Annotated in this window: 15 protein-coding genes; all 15 read right to left on the bottom strand. The window is 42.4% G+C overall.

What is annotated here, in order from left to right:
- Positions 1-16: 16 nt before the first annotated feature.
- Positions 17-1,084, bottom strand: coding sequence for a glycosyltransferase family 4 protein (locus NSS76_RS16750; protein WP_024423627.1), 1,068 nt, complete (start codon positions 1,082-1,084; stop codon positions 17-19).
- Positions 1,085-1,218: 134 nt separating this feature from the next.
- Entirely contained in the window at positions 1,219-2,415 is a 1,197-nt protein-coding gene (gene tuaH / locus NSS76_RS16755; protein ID WP_044335409.1) for a teichuronic acid biosynthesis protein TuaH, read from the bottom strand.
- Between the two features lie 19 nt (positions 2,416-2,434).
- Positions 2,435-3,190 carry a teichuronic acid biosynthesis protein TuaG gene (gene tuaG / locus NSS76_RS16760; protein WP_044335403.1) on the bottom strand — a complete coding sequence of 252 codons (756 nt, stop codon included), beginning with the start codon at positions 3,188-3,190 and terminating at the stop codon, positions 2,435-2,437.
- A 24-nt stretch (positions 3,191-3,214) separates the two neighbouring features.
- Positions 3,215-3,892 carry a teichuronic acid biosynthesis protein TuaF gene (tuaF, locus tag NSS76_RS16765; RefSeq protein WP_024426261.1) on the bottom strand — a complete coding sequence of 226 codons (678 nt, stop codon included), beginning with the start codon at positions 3,890-3,892 and terminating at the stop codon, positions 3,215-3,217.
- Positions 3,893-3,953: 61 nt separating this feature from the next.
- Positions 3,954-5,414 (bottom strand): teichuronic acid biosynthesis protein TuaE, encoded by a 1,461-nt coding sequence (gene tuaE / locus NSS76_RS16770; RefSeq protein WP_044335400.1) that lies wholly within the window; start codon positions 5,412-5,414, stop codon positions 3,954-3,956.
- 39 nt (positions 5,415-5,453) lie between these two features.
- A complete protein-coding gene (locus tag NSS76_RS16775; RefSeq protein ID WP_044335398.1) occupies positions 5,454-6,383 on the bottom strand; it encodes an NAD-dependent epimerase/dehydratase family protein in 930 nt (309 codons plus the stop codon).
- A gap of 14 nt (positions 6,384-6,397) precedes the next feature.
- A complete protein-coding gene (gene tuaD / locus NSS76_RS16780; protein ID WP_044335396.1) occupies positions 6,398-7,735 on the bottom strand; it encodes a UDP-glucose 6-dehydrogenase TuaD in 1,338 nt (445 codons plus the stop codon).
- Positions 7,736-7,814: 79 nt separating this feature from the next.
- Positions 7,815-8,999 carry a teichuronic acid biosynthesis protein TuaC gene (tuaC, locus tag NSS76_RS16785; RefSeq protein WP_122631678.1) on the bottom strand — a complete coding sequence of 395 codons (1,185 nt, stop codon included), beginning with the start codon at positions 8,997-8,999 and terminating at the stop codon, positions 7,815-7,817.
- Positions 8,996-10,447 (bottom strand): teichuronic acid biosynthesis protein TuaB, encoded by a 1,452-nt coding sequence (tuaB, locus tag NSS76_RS16790; protein ID WP_044335392.1) that lies wholly within the window; start codon positions 10,445-10,447, stop codon positions 8,996-8,998. The genes tuaC and tuaB overlap by 4 nt, the downstream gene beginning before the upstream one ends.
- An 18-nt stretch (positions 10,448-10,465) precedes the next feature.
- The gene (locus NSS76_RS16795) at positions 10,466-11,125 is read right to left on the bottom strand and encodes a sugar transferase (RefSeq protein WP_024423636.1); all 660 of its coding nucleotides are present in this window, start codon (positions 11,123-11,125) and stop codon (positions 10,466-10,468) included.
- Between the two features lie 199 nt (positions 11,126-11,324).
- The gene (locus NSS76_RS16800) at positions 11,325-11,912 is read right to left on the bottom strand and encodes a hypothetical protein (RefSeq protein WP_024423637.1); all 588 of its coding nucleotides are present in this window, start codon (positions 11,910-11,912) and stop codon (positions 11,325-11,327) included.
- Between the two features lie 137 nt (positions 11,913-12,049).
- The gene (locus tag NSS76_RS16805) at positions 12,050-13,546 is read right to left on the bottom strand and encodes a cell wall-binding repeat-containing protein (protein ID WP_341082482.1); all 1,497 of its coding nucleotides are present in this window, start codon (positions 13,544-13,546) and stop codon (positions 12,050-12,052) included.
- A gap of 126 nt (positions 13,547-13,672) precedes the next feature.
- Positions 13,673-15,163, bottom strand: coding sequence for an N-acetylmuramoyl-L-alanine amidase (locus tag NSS76_RS16810; protein WP_044335387.1), 1,491 nt, complete (start codon positions 15,161-15,163; stop codon positions 13,673-13,675).
- Positions 15,164-15,186: 23 nt separating this feature from the next.
- Positions 15,187-17,295, bottom strand: a complete 2,109-nt coding sequence (locus NSS76_RS16815) for a SpoIID/LytB domain-containing protein (RefSeq protein WP_103131686.1) — start codon at positions 17,293-17,295, stop codon at positions 15,187-15,189.
- Between the two features lie 24 nt (positions 17,296-17,319).
- On the bottom strand, positions 17,320-17,643 hold the full coding sequence (locus tag NSS76_RS16820) for a hypothetical protein (RefSeq protein WP_024423640.1): 324 nt from the start codon (positions 17,641-17,643) through the stop codon (positions 17,320-17,322).
- Positions 17,644-17,682: the final 39 nt, after the last annotated feature.

The raw sequence follows: 17,682 nt of genomic DNA on the forward strand, positions 1-17,682 counted from the left end.
AGGAACGGGCTGTTTTTTACTGCCTTTTGACCATTCGTTTATAAAATTTCGTAAATGGTTTAAACTCTTCATTCACCAAGCCTGTGACTTCTGCAATCACTTGCATGAACATGACCAGTAAAAAGATAATAATCAGTGATAACCAAATGGTGGCGCTTGTCAGCAAAATCGCACTTAAGCTAAAGACTAAGCCAATCATATAAATCACGATAACAGCCATGCGATGAGACAAGCCAAAGGCCATCAGTCTATGATGAATATGAGACTTGTCAGGTGCTGAGATCGGCTGTTTGTTTAATATTCGTCTAATGATGGCAAAGGTGGTATCGAAAATTGGGACACCTAAGATGATCACTGGGACAACAACACTAAACAAAGTGACACTTTTGTACAGCCCTAATAGTGACAACACCGAAATCATATAGCCTAAAAAAAGCGAACCGGTGTCACCCATAAAAATCTTCGCCGGATGAAAGTTGTAAAAGAGAAAGCCGATGGTACTGCCAATGACAACAAGTGATAAAGAAAGAATCAAAATTTTATCAGCTGAAAATGCCATCACGGCAATGGTTGATAAACCGATGACAGAAATACCGGCAGCCAGTCCATCAAGGCCGTCAATTAAATTAATGGCATTTGTGATTCCGACAATCCATAACACGGTTAGGGGATAGGCCATCCAGCCTAACTCAATTCGATCTGTTAAGAAAGGAACAGAGAAAAAGTCCATTTTTAAGCCTGTGCTTACAATCAGACAAGCAACAAGAACTTGTACGAGAAATTTAAATCTTGCACTTAAATTATATTTATCATCAAATATACCTAGAATGACGATAAGTACGGCACCAACTGAAATTGCTGTAATTTTATTATGTAGAAACAGCCCGCCTGCTAATGCTCCAGCCGCTACCCCAATAAAAATTGCCAAACCGCCCATTCGAGGCATTACTTTATCATGAACTTTTCGTTTATTCGGCTGGTCCACTGCACCAATCTTAATTGCAAACTTTTTGACGATTGGTGTCACAATTAAAACTGTAGCCAGAGAGACAAAAAACGCTAATAAGGCGCGTTCGTAATCCATAGGTCAGTCTCCTTCTAAATTGAAATCTGTATTTTGTATATTGGCCGCTCTTTCCATTATACAATTGAATAGAGGATGATCACAAGCTCCCCCTGTGAAGAAGAAACAAATAAAAACGCACAATCCCTGATGAATTATGCGTTTTCTTTAATATTCGTTAGTTCCACCATATTTGTGAACAGCGCGTGCCAATCTTTTTTCTTCGCTCGGCTTTGTCTTAGATGTCTATAGGTCATGTCGTCTTTTTTGCTGATCACTTTTTGGCAGGCTTCTACGAAGAGCACAGGATCCTCGCCTTCTAAATATTCATACACATCATTCTCTTTTAGCCTTTCCGTTGACGGAAGATTTAAACCAACAACCGGTATTCCTGCGGCTAAAAATTCATATAGCTTGAGCGGAAACACGGCTTGATTGTAAGGAGATTGTTTGTATGGCATCATGCCTACATCAATCAGCTTCATATACGCAGGCACTTCTTCTGGTGCAACAGCACCTGTCCAAATCACATTCGGCAGTTTAAGTGCATGCTGAAAAGATGGATCACCATTTGTTCCATCCGGACCGACAAATAAAAATGTCCAATCAGGCTGCATACGGGCAGCTTCTGCTATCATGTCAAAATCCAGCTTCGGCTTGATGCCTCCAATAAAACCAAGAACAGTTCCTTCTCTACCTTGCAGCACATCCTCCTTACATGGAAGATTGCTTTTTGCAAACACATCGTACTCAACGCCATTTTCCACTGTAAACACATCTTTTGGTTCGCCCATAAGACGCTTTTTGATTTGATCGTGTAAGTATTGAGAAGAGCATGTAATGCTGTGTGCGTATTTGATGATTCGATTTTCTGCTTTCACAATGACACGCTGCCTCATATAAGAAAGCAAATTATTTTTGCCGCTTATCGGCTCTCCCCACAGGTCACTGCAGTCATAGACAATATGTTTCCATTCAAATAAAGAAGATAAGAGCGGAAAGCCCGGAAACGTATACCATAAGCAAACAGCGATTCCCTTCTTTTCTTCCTGCCGCAAATGCTCAAGAAGAGGGGTCAATTTATGAATATAGAACATGTCTTGATATCGGCCAAAGCGGAAAAATTTGCTCTTGAGCACATCAGGAATGGTCAATTGCTTCATTCGATCGGTTATGGGCTGAAAGGGAGCTGTATGACGGGATGCAGATGGGCATACCCAGATGACCTCTTTCGTTTCTGGATCAGATGCTAGAAATTCCGCCAGTCGATGCCGTCTGTACCTCAAGCCGTCCTGTCCCCATTCTCCCGTCGCTACGATAACATGTATGATCGAGTCTGCTTTCACCTTTATCACCTTTTTTCCCTTCTGTTTATAAGCGCTTCTTCACAGCATTTGTCGCATAGTGCATAAAACACCAAGATGCTTTGACAAAATGAAGCTGCTCAATTTCTCTGTAGACGAACCACGTTTTTTTCGCTGCTTTCCACTTGTTACTAGAGATCGAGTTTCCAACGATGCGGTATTCACTGAGCGGTTCACTCATTCCATAGGCTGTAAATCCTCTTTTTAATATGGACAGCCACGTAGCTAAATCCTGTCTTGTGCGGATGTTCGGCATTTCTACATGTCCGATCTTCTCTACATCAAGCATCACCGTTAAACAGCCGATAATGGTATTTTTCAAAGCTTCATCATAAGTTAATCTTGCTGGTGCAGTGACAGTTTTTTCTAAAGGCTCTCCATTTTCTGCAATGATGTCATACGCCGTGAATGTAAAGGCATAATCGTTTGTCAGCATAAAGTCTACCTGCTGTTCAAGCTTCGTCTCTTTCCACTTATCATCGCTATCTAAAAAAGCAATAAAGCGGCCTTTTGCCTGTTTGATGGCTGCGTTTCTAGCGATGGCGGCTCCCCCATTTTGCTCTAAATAAATGACGTTGATTCTGTCGTCTGCTTCACTTAAGTCCCCAAGCAGTTTCCTTGTTCCATCTGTTGAACAATCATCTGCGATGATCAGTTCCCAATTAGAATAGGTTTGGGCAAGGACGGAATGAACTGTATCCGTTAAATAACGTTCCGCATTATAGGCCGGTGTAATGATTGATACTAACGGTTGATTGTTCACCTAAGACTCATCTCCAGTTCATCATTAAGATTCTTTGAACACTTCGGGTAAGACCACAAACATGAGCGAGATACTAAAGCCAATGACAAGTCCAAGCAGTGCCCGCTTTTTCGCTGACATGCCTTTATTGCCTTCATCAAGAACTTGAGCAGGATCAACAATCTTCGCCTGCTTCATTCCAAGCTTTGTAGACTCCAATTCATATAAAAATCGCTCTTTATCTACTTTGGAATCGTTGCTGACAGATTCGTCTTCTAGAGCGGATAATCTACTTTCAATCACCTGCTGTCTTTTTGTAAATAATGCTTTGTCTTGCTTCAGAAATGTATCCGACACCTGCTTCACGACAGCTAAAGCATGATCCTTATCAGCATCTGTGAAAGACAGCTGTAATTGTGTATCTGATTGATTGGTGAGGATGAGGCGGCTTTTCACATCCTGCCTCTCTTCTTCTTTCACATCACTGAGTGCTTCATTCAAAAATGCATCGCTTTTTAATAGAGATGTCACTTCTGCGATATTGTTATACACTCCGTCATCATATTTACCAAGTGTAAGCGTAACGGCAGCTGTGTAACTAGACTGCTGCACTGTTCCTTTGGCAAAAAAGAATCCAAAAGCGCCTAATACGACAGGCAGCAGCACAAGCCATACGATATACTTTTTGATTCGCTTCCCTATTCTAGATATGAAACCAGACATGTTCATTCTCCCAACATTGACGTATTTGCTTTTTCATTAGTGTAGCCATACCAGCGCAGCATCACACACGGTTTACCAAGCGCTGTTTGTTTTTCAACATATTCACCGCTGCGATCACGAGTCCTAAAAAGACCCAGTGGAAATATAAATTCGAGACAGAACTAGGACTGATACTTGAAACGAGAAAGCTCAGCATGGCAGCAAACAAACCTTCAATGATCATTTTTGCTGATCTTGTGTCAGCCCATTGGTATTGTTTATACAGCGTGAACATGAGATAAGCGTAGACGGAGATATAGCCCAGCATGACCGCAAATCCAAAGTTCGTCATCACTTCCAGCAGCCAATTGTGCACTTCAACGACTTGATCTGTATCAAAGATCGAAAAGTGGGCTAAGTAGTAAGACACATTCCCCGCTCCGACACCAAACCCGTATGAATCCGTAAAGAAATGCCATGCATTTTTGATCAAATTCGCTCTCGCAATGTTGGATGGGAGTGGTTCACTAAAAGAATGCGCGACCTGAGAAGCGAGAAACAAGTCATAAAAGACTGAATAAATCTTGGCTGAAAAAACAGCGATACAGATGACACCAAGTCCGCCTGCTGTGATGAGTGACCACTTTTTGAGAAAGCGCGGCATGAGAAGCCACACATAAATGGCCGCTCCTGCAAATATGCCAAGCAGGCTGGCGCGGGATTCTGTTAACAAAATGAGATACAGTGCTGCGATGGCGCCAAATAATCCAAATGCTTTGATATAACCATTTTTCATTTGCCGCATACACGCTAAATACAAGAAAAAGCTAATCGATAAAAACGTCGCAAAGTCATTTTGATTAAAAAAGACAGCTGTAGGATAGTGCTGTTTATACGCCGGCCCAAAATACAATGAAGTATTTGGTAAATGGTTCAGAGTAAAGTGATTATAAAACCCTATCCCCATGACAAATACAGTCATGACAAGCCAAATGCTATAAAAGGTGACAACTTGATCGATTCGCTGAATGTACATGACCACAAGAAAGACAAAACCCATCCCCATAGCAAGCAGGGACATATATTTAAGACCATCTGTCACCGAATGAGCCCACAGCAGTGAGATGAGCCCGTAAAGAAACCATGCAGCGAAAAAACCAAGAATGCCTTTTACACGAATCTGCTGCCACTGCGATATGTACGTCCCCTTATCTCTCATCCGCCATATGAATAAAGCAAAGGCGGCAATGAGCATGATACGGTAGAGAAAAAGACTAAAGAACCCGGCACTAATTGAAAAGAAAGCGTTGTTGAGAAAGGTCAATGCAATTAAAAGATATATGGCTGACATGAACACTTGCTCACCGTTCATGTATAGCTTCATTAACACGAGAAAAGCCGTCAGAACTAAAAGCAGGACCGGAATGGCGACGATCTTTTTTAACCCGGCGGGCTGCGCAGACGCCAATTGTACAAGTCCTAGCCCTGCTGCAAATAATATACAACCGATCATGATTTGCCATGCTGTTTGTTTCACACTCATACCCATTTTCCTCCTAAGCAACCCATCCGATTTGAGGGATTAAGCCTTGACTTCCTGTTTATAGTAGGAAATGGTACGAGCCAAACCTTCCTGTAAACTCACAACAGGCTCCCATGCTAAGACTTGTTTCGTTTCCTCATTTGCCAATGTACTATGCACGATATCTCCTGCACGCTGCGGCTTGTAAATCGGTTCAAGCTGTGATCTCGTTACCCGTTTCATCGTTTGAAACAGTTCATTCACAGTGATTGAATCACCACACGATATATTTAAACAAACGTTTGATTGGGCTGTTAAAGCTGCAACATTTGCTGCCGCTAGATCACCCACATAGATAAAGTCTCTTGTTTGTTCCCCATCTCCAAAGATAAAAGGAGCCTCATCCTTTGCAAACTTATCAGAGAAAATAGAGACAACACCGCCTTCGCCAAGTGCATCTTGGCGCGGACCATATACATTGCTGTACCTGAGAATACAATAGTCCACATCATAGAGTGATTTTGCCATTTCTAAATACCGCTCTACTGTCAGTTTTGCTAAGCCATAAGGTGAACCAGGCTTCAGCCGGTGAGCGGTGTCTACTGGCAGATACACCGGGTCTCCATAGACAGCTGCCGATGAGGCAAAGATGACTTTTTCCACTCCTGCTTCAGCCGCAGCTTTCATGACGTGCAGAGATCCTTTGATATTGACCTCTTCGTCATATACGAAATCCTGAACGGAAACGGCTACACTTACTTGTGCTGCAAGATGAATGATATAATCCGGTGCGATTTGTTTAATCAAATCAATCGTCGCTGGCTGTGTGACATCTGCCTCCATACATTGCACGGAAAGATGAGCAATATTTTCTCGTGATCCAGTTGAAAAGTTATCAAGGACGATGGGCTCATAGCCTTTTTCTAGTAAAGCCTCTACCGTATGTGATCCAATAAATCCGCTTCCCCCAGTAACCAATACTTTCTTCATCCAAGCTCCCCCTGTTATTGTGCCTTCGATACCAATTCTGCTTCCCATACACTTGGGCGGCCGATAGACTGGTAAATAAATCCTCTCTCTTTCATTTCTGCTGGATCAAACAAATTCCTTCCATCAATTACAATCGGCGAACGAAGCAGCTGCTTGATCTGATCTTTATCCATCTTCTGTACGTCATCCCATTCTGTTAGGATGAGACAGGCATCTGTATCTTTTACTGTTTCGTACAGATCGTTGCTGAAAACCGCCTGCGGGCCAAGCTCACGTTCAGCTTCTACATAAGCAATCGGATCATAAGCTTTCACAAAAGCCCCCAGCTCTCTCAGCATTGGGATAATATCTAGTGCAGGCGCTGAACGCATATCATTCGTATTCGGTTTAAATGCAAGGCCTAAGACAGAAATGGTTTTTCCTTTAATATCACCGAACACACTCATCAATTTGCTGACCAGGTGGGCTCTTTGGTTGTTGTTCGTTTCAATGACAGATTCGATCAGCTTGAACCGGTACCCGGATGTTTCGGCAATTTTGAGAAGAGCCATCGTGTCTTTCGGGAAACAAGAACCTCCAAATCCAATGCCTGCTTTTAAAAATTTATGCCCGATTCGGCTGTCTAATCCAACTCCTTCACTGACTTTTTCAACGTCAGCGCCTACCCTTTCGCAAATATTTGCAATGTCATTAATAAATGAGATTTTTGTGGCAAGCATGGCATTTGCAGCATACTTAATCATTTCTGCACTTTCTAAGTTGGTCTCTACAACCTCTGTTTGAAACGGATCATGCAGTCTTTTGATGATGCTAGAGGCATGAGTGCTGGTCGAACCAATGACCGCCCGCTCCATATTCATCGTATCTTGAATCGCTGAGCCTTCTCGGAGAAACTCTGGATTGGATACGACATCAAAAGGATATTTACTGCGCGATGCCTTTTCCACAATGGCTTGAACGAGACGGCCTGTTCCAACGGGCACTGTGCTTTTATTGACGATGATTTTATAGCCATTCATGTGTTCACCGATCGTTTGAGCGACAGCCTTCACATACGTTAAATCTGCTTCCCCCTGTGGTGTCATCGGTGTCCCTACGGCAATATAGATAATCTCTGATTCCCTAATAGCGGCAGGAATATTCGTTGTAAAAAACAGTCTTCCTTCTTCTGTATTCTTTTCAATCAATTCTTTTAAACCTGGTTCATATATGGGAACGACACCACTTTTTAAGCTGTTGATTTTTGATTCATCGATGTCACAGCAGATGACACGATTTCCGATATCAGCAAAACAAGTACCCGATACTAACCCGACATAACCTGTTCCAATCACAGCAATTTTCTTCAACATTTTTCATCCTCTCAGTAAAAGCATATTGTCCGTTCCAAGCTGTTTATCTATCTATCATTCTTTGCACATTTCATCTTGTTTAAACGATGGATGTTGATTGATTGAACACCTTCTCATATTGCTGAATGAGATGTTTCGCATTATGTTCTGATGAATATTCTGTATGAACCATTTCATGAAGATCGTTCTTCACTTCTTCATTCCATCTGTTTTCATAAAGGCAGGCGTGAATCGCCTCTTTCAGCTGACGCGTCGAACGCGGTTCAACGAGCAGGTGTTGATAGGTTGAAAATAAGGATGGGAGACCACCAACCCGTGTTGCAATGACAGGTACTTTTAAAGCGAGCGCTTCTAGAACGACGGTTGGCATTCCTTCACTGTAGGAAGGGAGTGCAAACAGATCAGCTGCCATTAAGTAGTCTCTCACCTGCTCATTCGGCACCTGTCCTGGGAGTATAATAGATGCTCCCGCCCGTTCCTTGAGTTCCTTTGCAAGGGGGCCTTTTCCAACAAAAACTGCTTTCACTCCATCCATGCTGCTGACAGCATCAGCTAATTCAAGCAAGCCCTTCTCTTTCACTAAACGCCCGACGAAAACAACGAGCTTATCTTGAAGCGGTAAACGTAAGTGCTTTCTGATGCCTTCTTGACCTTCTTCCGTTCTGGAAAATGATCGGAGCGGAATACCAAGCGGAAGACATTTTGCTTCTACCTTCGTCATCTCATTTGTCTTTTTAGCCAGCTCCTCACTCACTGTCAGAACAGCAGATGCCTGCCTCACCGCCGTTTCAAAGGCTGCCTTCGCCCCTTTGCTATAGTTCGGATATACGTTCACATCACTGCCGTGCAAGGTCAGAAGATAAGGGATTTTCGTTTCTTTCTGAATAACAGCCGCCGCTCCGCCAGACGGCATGGCAAAGTGCGCATGGATAAAATCTGGTGACAGCTGATGACGCTGCATTGCTCTGAGAACAGAAGCCGCTATTCGTTTACTCGGCTGCGCCCATTTCAGCTGTCCAGGGAGCGCTGGATAAGGCGGTCTGTAAACCTTCACTTCGTTCCTCACTTCCTGTTCAGGAAGATCCCTTTTCTGCCGATAGGATGCCTTGAGCATCCGTAAAACCGGTGGATTCACTGGATTAGGACAAATGACAGTCACTTCCATTCCTTGTTTGAGCAGCTCCTGTATTTGCGTTTCATGAAATACGCCCTCACTCGGATGTTTTTCACTAGGATATACACTTGTCAGCCATAGTACCTTCATGACGAACGACCTCTTCTCAATAATTTGCCTGCAGCCTGCGGATACATTTTGATGAGCAGCAAGCCATACAATGCAGCACTGACACAAACAGTCAGTAGTAATTGAAGTGAAATATCTGCTGATGTCAGCTTCATCCCTTGATGTAAAGCTACCGCACAGACCGCCATGAGCAGCGTCATGACAGCAGGCCTTCCAAGTGATTTTAAATACACCTTCATATCAAGCTGAATGACATATGCCATAAGCCATCTGCCGACAATAAAGTTGAGCAGACTGACACCTGAGTAGATCCAAGCTACTGTGAGCAGACTGCCTGTCGTGACACCTGCATATAATGCGCAGCCATACACGATAAGCATCCCCGTATCCCAATAAAAGGCTAAGTCCGCTCTCCCTTTTGCAAGAAGGATTGAACCATTTGGATTCATCAGCACACGCAGAAGGCCAACAATGCACAATATATTTAAAACCGGGACCGCTACTAGCCATTTCTCTCCAAACACGACCTCTATAAAGCTGTCTGATACGGCAGCAAGGCCGATTAATAATGGAAAACTAACCAATGCAAGCATATTCGTCATACTCAGGAAGCCCTCTCGCAGCATGGAGTGATCCCGCTGACTTTTTGCGAAAACCGGGAAAGCCACTCTCGTCACAATCGGATTTATCTTCAGCACGGGTATTGTTACAATTTGATACGCCAAGCTGTAAATACCTAACGCTTCCGCTCCAAGAAACCGGCCGATTAAAATCATGTCGATGTTTGATCCTGCTCGGTTAACCAGTCTGGATGCGAGCTGGAATGCACCGAATGAGAAAAATTCCTTTACTTCTCCTAATGCAAAAACAGGTGCTGGACGCCACTTCTTCCAATAAGCCGCTGCATACATGAGACCTTTTCCTGATTGCAGCAGCACTTGAGAAATGACATAGGCGACAATCGGATTCATGAAGAAGGCGAAAACGAGTAAAACGAGCAGCGATATGATGGTCGCAATGGCTTCAATGGTGCTTAATGTTTTAAAGGCTAAGTCTTTTTGCATCATATACTGGTACTGCTGGCCAATCGGTGCGATCAGAAACATAATCGATAATAGCTTGAGCAGACCCTCTAGCTCTGGCCGGTTATAAAAAGCGGCTATCATTGGGCTTAACAGGATGAGCAGACAAAACAAGATAATCCCTGTGAGCAGGTTGATCCAATATAATGTAGATAATTGACGTTCTGTCGTTTGTTCCTTTTGAATGATTGCTGCCCCAATTCCTAGATCAAGTAAAATCTGCGTAAATATTGTGACAGTTGTGATCATGCCAACGAGTCCAAACTCCTTGAGTGACATCACGTTCCCTAAAAAGGCGAACTGTGCAATTTGGATGATGGTGATGATCAATGCGGACAAGCTTGTCCATTTTGCCCCGCCTAGCATGCTTTTTTTCATACTTGCCATTTCTCTTCCCTACTTTACTTATCTGGCTCCGTCACCAGTCATGATGACTTTTAACGTTTTTACCATAATCTTCGTGTCGAGAGAAAATGTCAAGTTTTGAATATACTGTAAGTCATGTGTTAATTTTTCACTTGGACTCATTTCATATCCGCCATTTACTTGAGCAAGACCTGTCAGCCCCGGCTTTACCGCCAATCTTTTTGTGAAGCCTGGAATCGTCCGATTAAATTCTGCGGTAAACATCGGTCTTTCTGGACGAGGACCTACGATACTCATTTCTCCTTTTAACACGTTGATAAATTGCGGAAGTTCATCAATTCTTGTTTTACGGATGAATGCCCCCACTTTGGTGATACGCGGGTCATTTTTTTGCGCCCATTTCGCTCCTCCGCTTTCTGCGTCAATTCTCATCGATCTGAGCTTCCATAACTTAAAGTAAACACCGTCTTTCCCGACCCTTTCCTGCATATAAAAGGCTGGCCCTGGTGTTTCCAGCTTAATCAAAAGAGCAAACAGCAAAATGATTGGCGTACTCAACATCAATCCGATGAACGAGAACATTAAATCTATGAAACGTTTTGCAAATAAATAACGAACCATATGTTCTGTTAAGGCAAAAGAGTGATTTCGTCTCACTTCATATTCTCTGTAAAGATTCATCGCTTTCTCTGCACTCACTGACCTGCACCTCACCATTCAAAGTAGTTGTTGTGTAAAGAGATGTTCTATGAAAGTCAGTTTAGCAGAGCAACATTAAGCAAATGTAAATGCGCTGTTAAGTCTTGTAAAACTGTGTTAAGAATGTGCACTTATATCAAGTTATGCCCTTTTGAACGTAAAAAAGACCCGCAATTCTGCGGGTCTCCGGGTCTTTTCTTTATTTTGCTTTTACAGATTCGATCGTTTTTAATCGAAGTGTTCCGTTTGCATCTTTTGTATAGGTTACTTTTACTTTTGATTCTTCTTTTAAGCTGTTCACTTGTTTAGAAAATGTATTTCCGAATTGAATAGCTACTTCTTTTCCATCAATGTTGACAGCAATTGTATGTCCATCAGCCAAACCGACATATGTGCCTTCTTTGGTGACTTCATTTTTCTTACTAGTCGTTGATTCTTTCTTTGTTTTAGAGTCACCTTTTGAGTCAGCTTTTGATTGGTCTTTAGCAGGTTCTTCTTTTGTAATTTCTTTGCTTGAGCTGTCTTTTGCCTCTTCATCAGATTGACTTGCTGGCTCTTCTGTTTGAGCAGCTGTTTCTTTACTTTGATCTTCTGATTTTTCATTTTTTGATGATTGATCTTCTGATTTTTCGTCTGCAGCCTTATCTTTGTTTTGATCGGCTGCTTCGGTTGTTTCTTTTTTGCTGTCATCCTTTTTGTTATCGCTTGATTGATTTGTTGTGCCGCACGCTGTGAGCAATACACCTAGAAGCAATACTAGAAACGGCATTGTGATTAATTTTTTCAAAATCGTCACCTCTTCATGATTTGTCGGTTTGCTGTCATTTGAAGATTTATGTGTAAACCATTCACCTTCTATGTTTCAATTATAACAAACATAACCAAAAATGAAATGTATTTTTAACTTGACACATCATTCATGATTCATTTTACGTCAAAGTAGTTGGACACACCAGTTGCAATTCCAGAAGCCAGCCGGTCCTTTGCAGCGGTAGATTTTAAAATACTCGCATCGATTGGACTTGTTACAAAGCCGGTTTCTAGCAAAATACTCGGCATTCTAGAATATTTGATGACGTAGAACCCTGCTGTTTTCACTCCGCGATCTTTTGTTCCAAGGGCACTGACCATTCGAGGCTGAACCTGTTGTGCCAGCTTGACACTATGAGCAGCCGCATATGTCGTATCATAATACGTCTCTGTTCCATTTGCACCGCTGTTATCATTTGCGTTGGCGTGGATACTGATGAAAATATCAGCACTTGCCTGGGCTCCTTTACTGACACGTGTCTGCAAGGAGTCAAATGTATCAGAAGTTCTCGACATGACAATAAGGGCACCTGCTTGGTGAAGCCTTGACCGCAGCTTTAATGCGACTTCTAAATTGATGTTCTTTTCAAGCAGCCCATTCCCTATCGCTCCCGCATCCTGCGCACCATGACCTGGATCAATAAAAATTGTTTCGCCTAACACCGCATTTTTCAACTGCGTGATGACATTCGTTTGAACGGTTGATGTTCCGCCTACCACAGAAAAAGCTGACATCTGTTTGGCTCCGATGACTTTTCTGATAGCATCCGGCACCGTTTGAGCGTCTGTAAGAAGAAGAGTTTGGCCCTGTTTCGCTGCTATACTTGCCGCAGCGGCTGCATCTGCATAGGCATACCCATAACTCATAAATGTTTGGCTTGTCTTCATTGGATACGTTTTAGCAATTTGGGCAGCCACCTCATACCGATTGGCTCCGCTTATTCTGACTGGTGATGGAAGCTTTTGAAAAGCCATTTTATTGATACTTGCTTCTCCGCCGATCACAATGGTCCGCTTGACTGCTTTGTTTTTTAATAGATTGGCTGTTTCCTCGCGCAGTCCTTTCGCATCTGTTAATAAAATGGGATAGCCTTGTTTGGCAGCGTATGGAGCAATCGCAACAGCATCAGCATAAGCAGAACCATTCACGACGACTGCCGCACTAGCACTCTTCATGTGCTTCGCCACATTTGCCGCCAATTCATAGCGGTTCTTTCCTTGAATACGGGAAACGGATAGATTCATTGCTTTTAGCTGCTTCACGACGTTTTCAGAAATACTTGCAGTCCCGCCAAGAATCGTTACCCGCTTCGTTTTCAGCTGCTGCAACCCTGTCTTTACAGCACCTGAAAGACTGTCAGCATTCGTTAACAGGACTGGGGCCCCTTGCTGGTATGCATAAGGCACAGCACTCAGGGCATCTGCATAAGCATCACCGCCCACAAGAACAACGGCAGGCGCTTCCTGCCAGCCCCTTTTCGCGGCATTTACAGCCACCTCATACCGATTGCTTCCTTCTATCCTCGATACAGTGTGCTGAGCAAAAACGGATGGTGTATATAAACATAGTGAAATAGCAATCAGTAACATACATTTGATATCAACACGCATGAAGTCAACCTCCTTGGTTTGAACCCTTCACCCAGGAACTTCATGAACTTTTGAAAAAAGGCTGCCGAGTACGTTCTCGAGCAGCCTAAGAGGAGTATCTGAGGCACCCCTCAGGTTTGTGTTTTCTTATCTAAAATAACCTGACACACCGCTTGAAATACCTGACGCTAATCGATCTTTATACGTAGCAGATTTCAAGATGTTTGAATCAACTGGACTGGAAACAAAACCAGTTTCCAAAAGAACGCTCGGCATCTTAGAATATTTAATGACGTAGAAGCCAGCTGTTTTCACACCACGGTCTCTTGTGCCTAGTGCACTGACCATTTTAGGCTGGATGTTTTGCGCCAGCTTCAGGCTGTTTGCAGCCGCATAGGTTTTGTCATAATACGTTTCTGTTCCATTTGCACTGCTGTTATCGTTTGAGTTTGCATGGACACTGATAAAGATATCTGCATTTGCTGACGCACCTTTGCTTACTCGTGTTTGAAGACTATCAAATGTGTCTGATGTTCTTGACATGGTCACAAGTGCACCAGCGTTGTTTAATTTCGTATTTAAACGCTTTGCTACATCTAAATTCAAATTCTTTTCATATAATCCGTATCCTACAGCTCCTGAATCATGCGCACCATGACCTGGATCAATGAATACTTTTTTCCCAACAGCCGGGTTTTTCAGCTGGTTCACAACAGTTGGTGTCACTGTATTTGTACTGCCTACGACAGTAAATTTGGTGATTTTCTTGCTGCTCACTGTTGCTCTTGTTACTTTTGGCAGCGTCTTTTCATTCGTTAGAAGCAAAGCTTTGTTTTGTTTCGCTGCAATTCCTGCAGCAGAAGATGAAGTGGCATAACCAAATCCTCTTCCTACATAGGTATTATTGACGCTCATATTGTACTTTTTCACAATATTTGCCGCGACATCATAACGAGTCGAGCCTTTGATTCGTGTTGGAGATTTCAATTGGTTATAAGCGGCTTTGGTGACGTAATTCTCTCCGCCGACTACAATGGTTTGTTTCACATTGCTTGCTTTTGCAACAGAAGCGATTTCAGAACGAAGTCCCTTTTTATCTGTGTATAGAATTGGGAATCCTTTTTGAGCTGCTACAGGTGCAATCGCAATCCCATGTGCATAGAAAGAACCCTCAACGACAACGACGCCTGCTGGCTTTTTCATTTTTTTCGCGATATTGGCAGATAGCTCATATCGGTTTTTTCCTGAAATACGCTGTGTGGAGATGCCCATTTTCTTCACTTGGTTGACCACGTTGTTTGACACACTTGATGTGCTGCCTAAAACGATCACCGTCTTTGTTTTTAATGAAGTTAAGGCTTTTTTTGTATCACCCGAAAGGCTTTTACTGTTAGTGTAAAGAACCGGTCCATTTTTTTGGTGTGCAAGTGGAATTCCTGCTGTTGCATCTGCATACGCAGTTTTCCCTACTAAAACGACTGTACTTGCAGTTCCCCATCCTTTTTTCGCTACGTTTGCCGCTACAGCATATCTGCTCCCGCCATCAATTCTTGAGACTGAATTGTCTGCCAATGCTGTTGGAACGATAACGAAAATGGCGATGAGGCTGAGGATGGCTGTTTTCATCATTGAGCGCATCTTCTATGTCCTCCTTTTACCCTTTAATAGTTTGTTAGTTTTGTACCTGGATAGTAGAACGAGAGTATGGAAGAATATGAGTTTCCAGATTCAGCTCTCGCTTTGGCTCCGTATTGGCTCATACCAATGCCGTGGCCATATCCTTTTCCTGAAATCGTGAAGTCATTTGTGTTGTTTTTGACTGACGCAAACGTGCTTTTCACCTTTGTTGCGCCCATAACGGATCTAAACTCGGTCATTTTCATACTTGCCGTTGTGCTTTTATTTACTGCATACGTACCTGTTTTGTTTTTCAGATGGTATGTCAGTTTGATCGATACCGTCTTCGCACGCTGCCCTTTTGTTTTCCCTGAGAACGTCAGGCTTGAGATCGATGCGATTTTCATATCAGATGCAGCAGTTTCTTTGTTTTTGAGCAGCCATGATTTCAGGCCGGCAAGGTCAGCTGCATTTGTCTCTTTTGCTTTAGACCATTGAGAAGCTGCTGTGCTAGCAGTCCATGTCGTGCCTAGTTGTTTTTTAGAGAGTTTCAGTGTCCATGGATTGACTGGATCTTTTGGATCCTTTTTGGCCACTAAGTATGGCAGTGCATTTCCCCATACTTCTTCACTTGCCTCTGTATAACCGCCATTGCTAGAGTAATAGGTTGCTGAAATGAGCTGATTGTTGTATTTCAGAACCTTTCCTTTTGTGGCATCGACCGCTTTTGTCGAATTTGTATACCAGTTATATCCTCCATATACTTGGAAGGCTGTTGTATCAGGGACGACTTTTCCAATACTTTTCACCGAATACGTTCTAGCAGCAACCGCCTGTGCTTTTAACGCTTCAACATTCCAGCTTGCAGGCATTTCATTTGGCACTACACCTTTTAAATAGTCTTCAAATGGAATATTTTCGAGAGTCGGCCTGATATACCCTGATTCAATTGCAAAGTTTACGCTGCCTAAATACGGCTTTCCTGCAATTTGAAGGACATTTTTTGTTGAATATTTCTCAGGAACAACTCTTACTGTGTTATACGTCTTTATGCCTTTTAATGAAATTTTTCCGTTAGAAATATTCAATTGGTAGTTTTGATTTTTTTTCAGATAGACTTGTTTGGCTAATGAGTTTTTCAAGCTATCTTTAATTGCACTTGTGCTGCCAGCAAGATGATAAGCATATGTACCTTTTTCCTTCAGCAGTGCTTTTAAAGACGCTGTGACAGAATCGGGCTTTACATACACAACCGTACTGTTAGATTTTGCAGCCAATTGAGACAGCGGCATCGCATAAATATAGCTAGAGGCTTTTGCCAAATAAACTTTATCTGCATTAATATTTAATTTCTTTATAATATTCACAGATAATTCATAGCGATTGGCACCGCTGATTCTTGTCACCTGTGAGGTTTTTTTGATTTGATTTTCAACTTTTTGTCCAGTACTTTTCGTACTGCCGATGATGATCACTTTACTTGGCATTCTATAAGACGGAATGGAATCTTTTTTTGTTAACAGGATAGGGTATCCCTTTCTCGATGCGTAGGATGCAATGGCAATCCCATTCATAAATGAGTTCCCGCCGACAACGACAGCTTGCTTATAGTTACCCATTTCTTTAGCGATTTTTTGGGAGATTTCAAACTTATCTTTTCCACTAATACGTCTGACTTTGCCATACTTTTTAATAGACTTCTCAGCAGCTGTTGAAATGCTTTTCGTATTTCCGACAATCAGAATATTATCCGGCTTCATTTTCTTCAGCTGGTTTTCTGTTGTTTTCGTCAGTTTTTCAATATTCGTATACAAAATAGGTGCGCCCAGTTTGTATGCTAACGGTGATACAGAAATTGCATGATCAAATGCATCACGACTGACAATGACAACAGTTGATGGATTTTTCCAGCCAGCAGATGCGATGCTGTTGGCTACTTCGTATCTATTTTTGCCGTCATATCTTTTTGTCACAGCAACATTTGATCCTGATAGCTTGTATTCCCCAGTTGTTGAGATATCCATGCTTGTTTTGTTTCCGATATAATTAGACAATTTCACTGAAATTGCCGAGCTTGCCATGGCAGACTGAAAGGGTGCAACTAGTAGAGTCAGTATCATGAGAACGATTAGTGTAACGCCTGTTTTCTTCAATTTTGTTCATCCCGCCCATCTTTTTTACTTCTGTTTTTCAATCTTCTGGATTTCCTTTTGACCACTGTCATTAATAAAGTAAGAGATTTCTACTGTGTCTCCTGGTTTAAATTCATTTAACACATCTTTAAAATTATCCGTAAATTCATAGCTTAGGGTCGTATTCACTTTTTTCACTTCGACTGTATGTGCATCAGCCATTCCAATAAATTCAGCTTTCTCTTCCAGTACCTGAGGAGTTGAACTGCTTGTCTTGTTTTCTCCTGAGGACTGCTCAGCCGTTCCACATGCCGTGAGCACGATACCTAGTAGCAGTATTAAGAACGGTAAAACGACGATTTTCTTCATTTTTTTCACCTCATGTCTTTGTATCGTCTTATAAGTTAT

The sequence above is a fragment of the Bacillus sp. FSL R5-0654 genome (assembly GCF_038008745.1).
GTDB lineage: Bacteria > Bacillota > Bacilli > Bacillales > Bacillaceae > Bacillus > Bacillus safensis.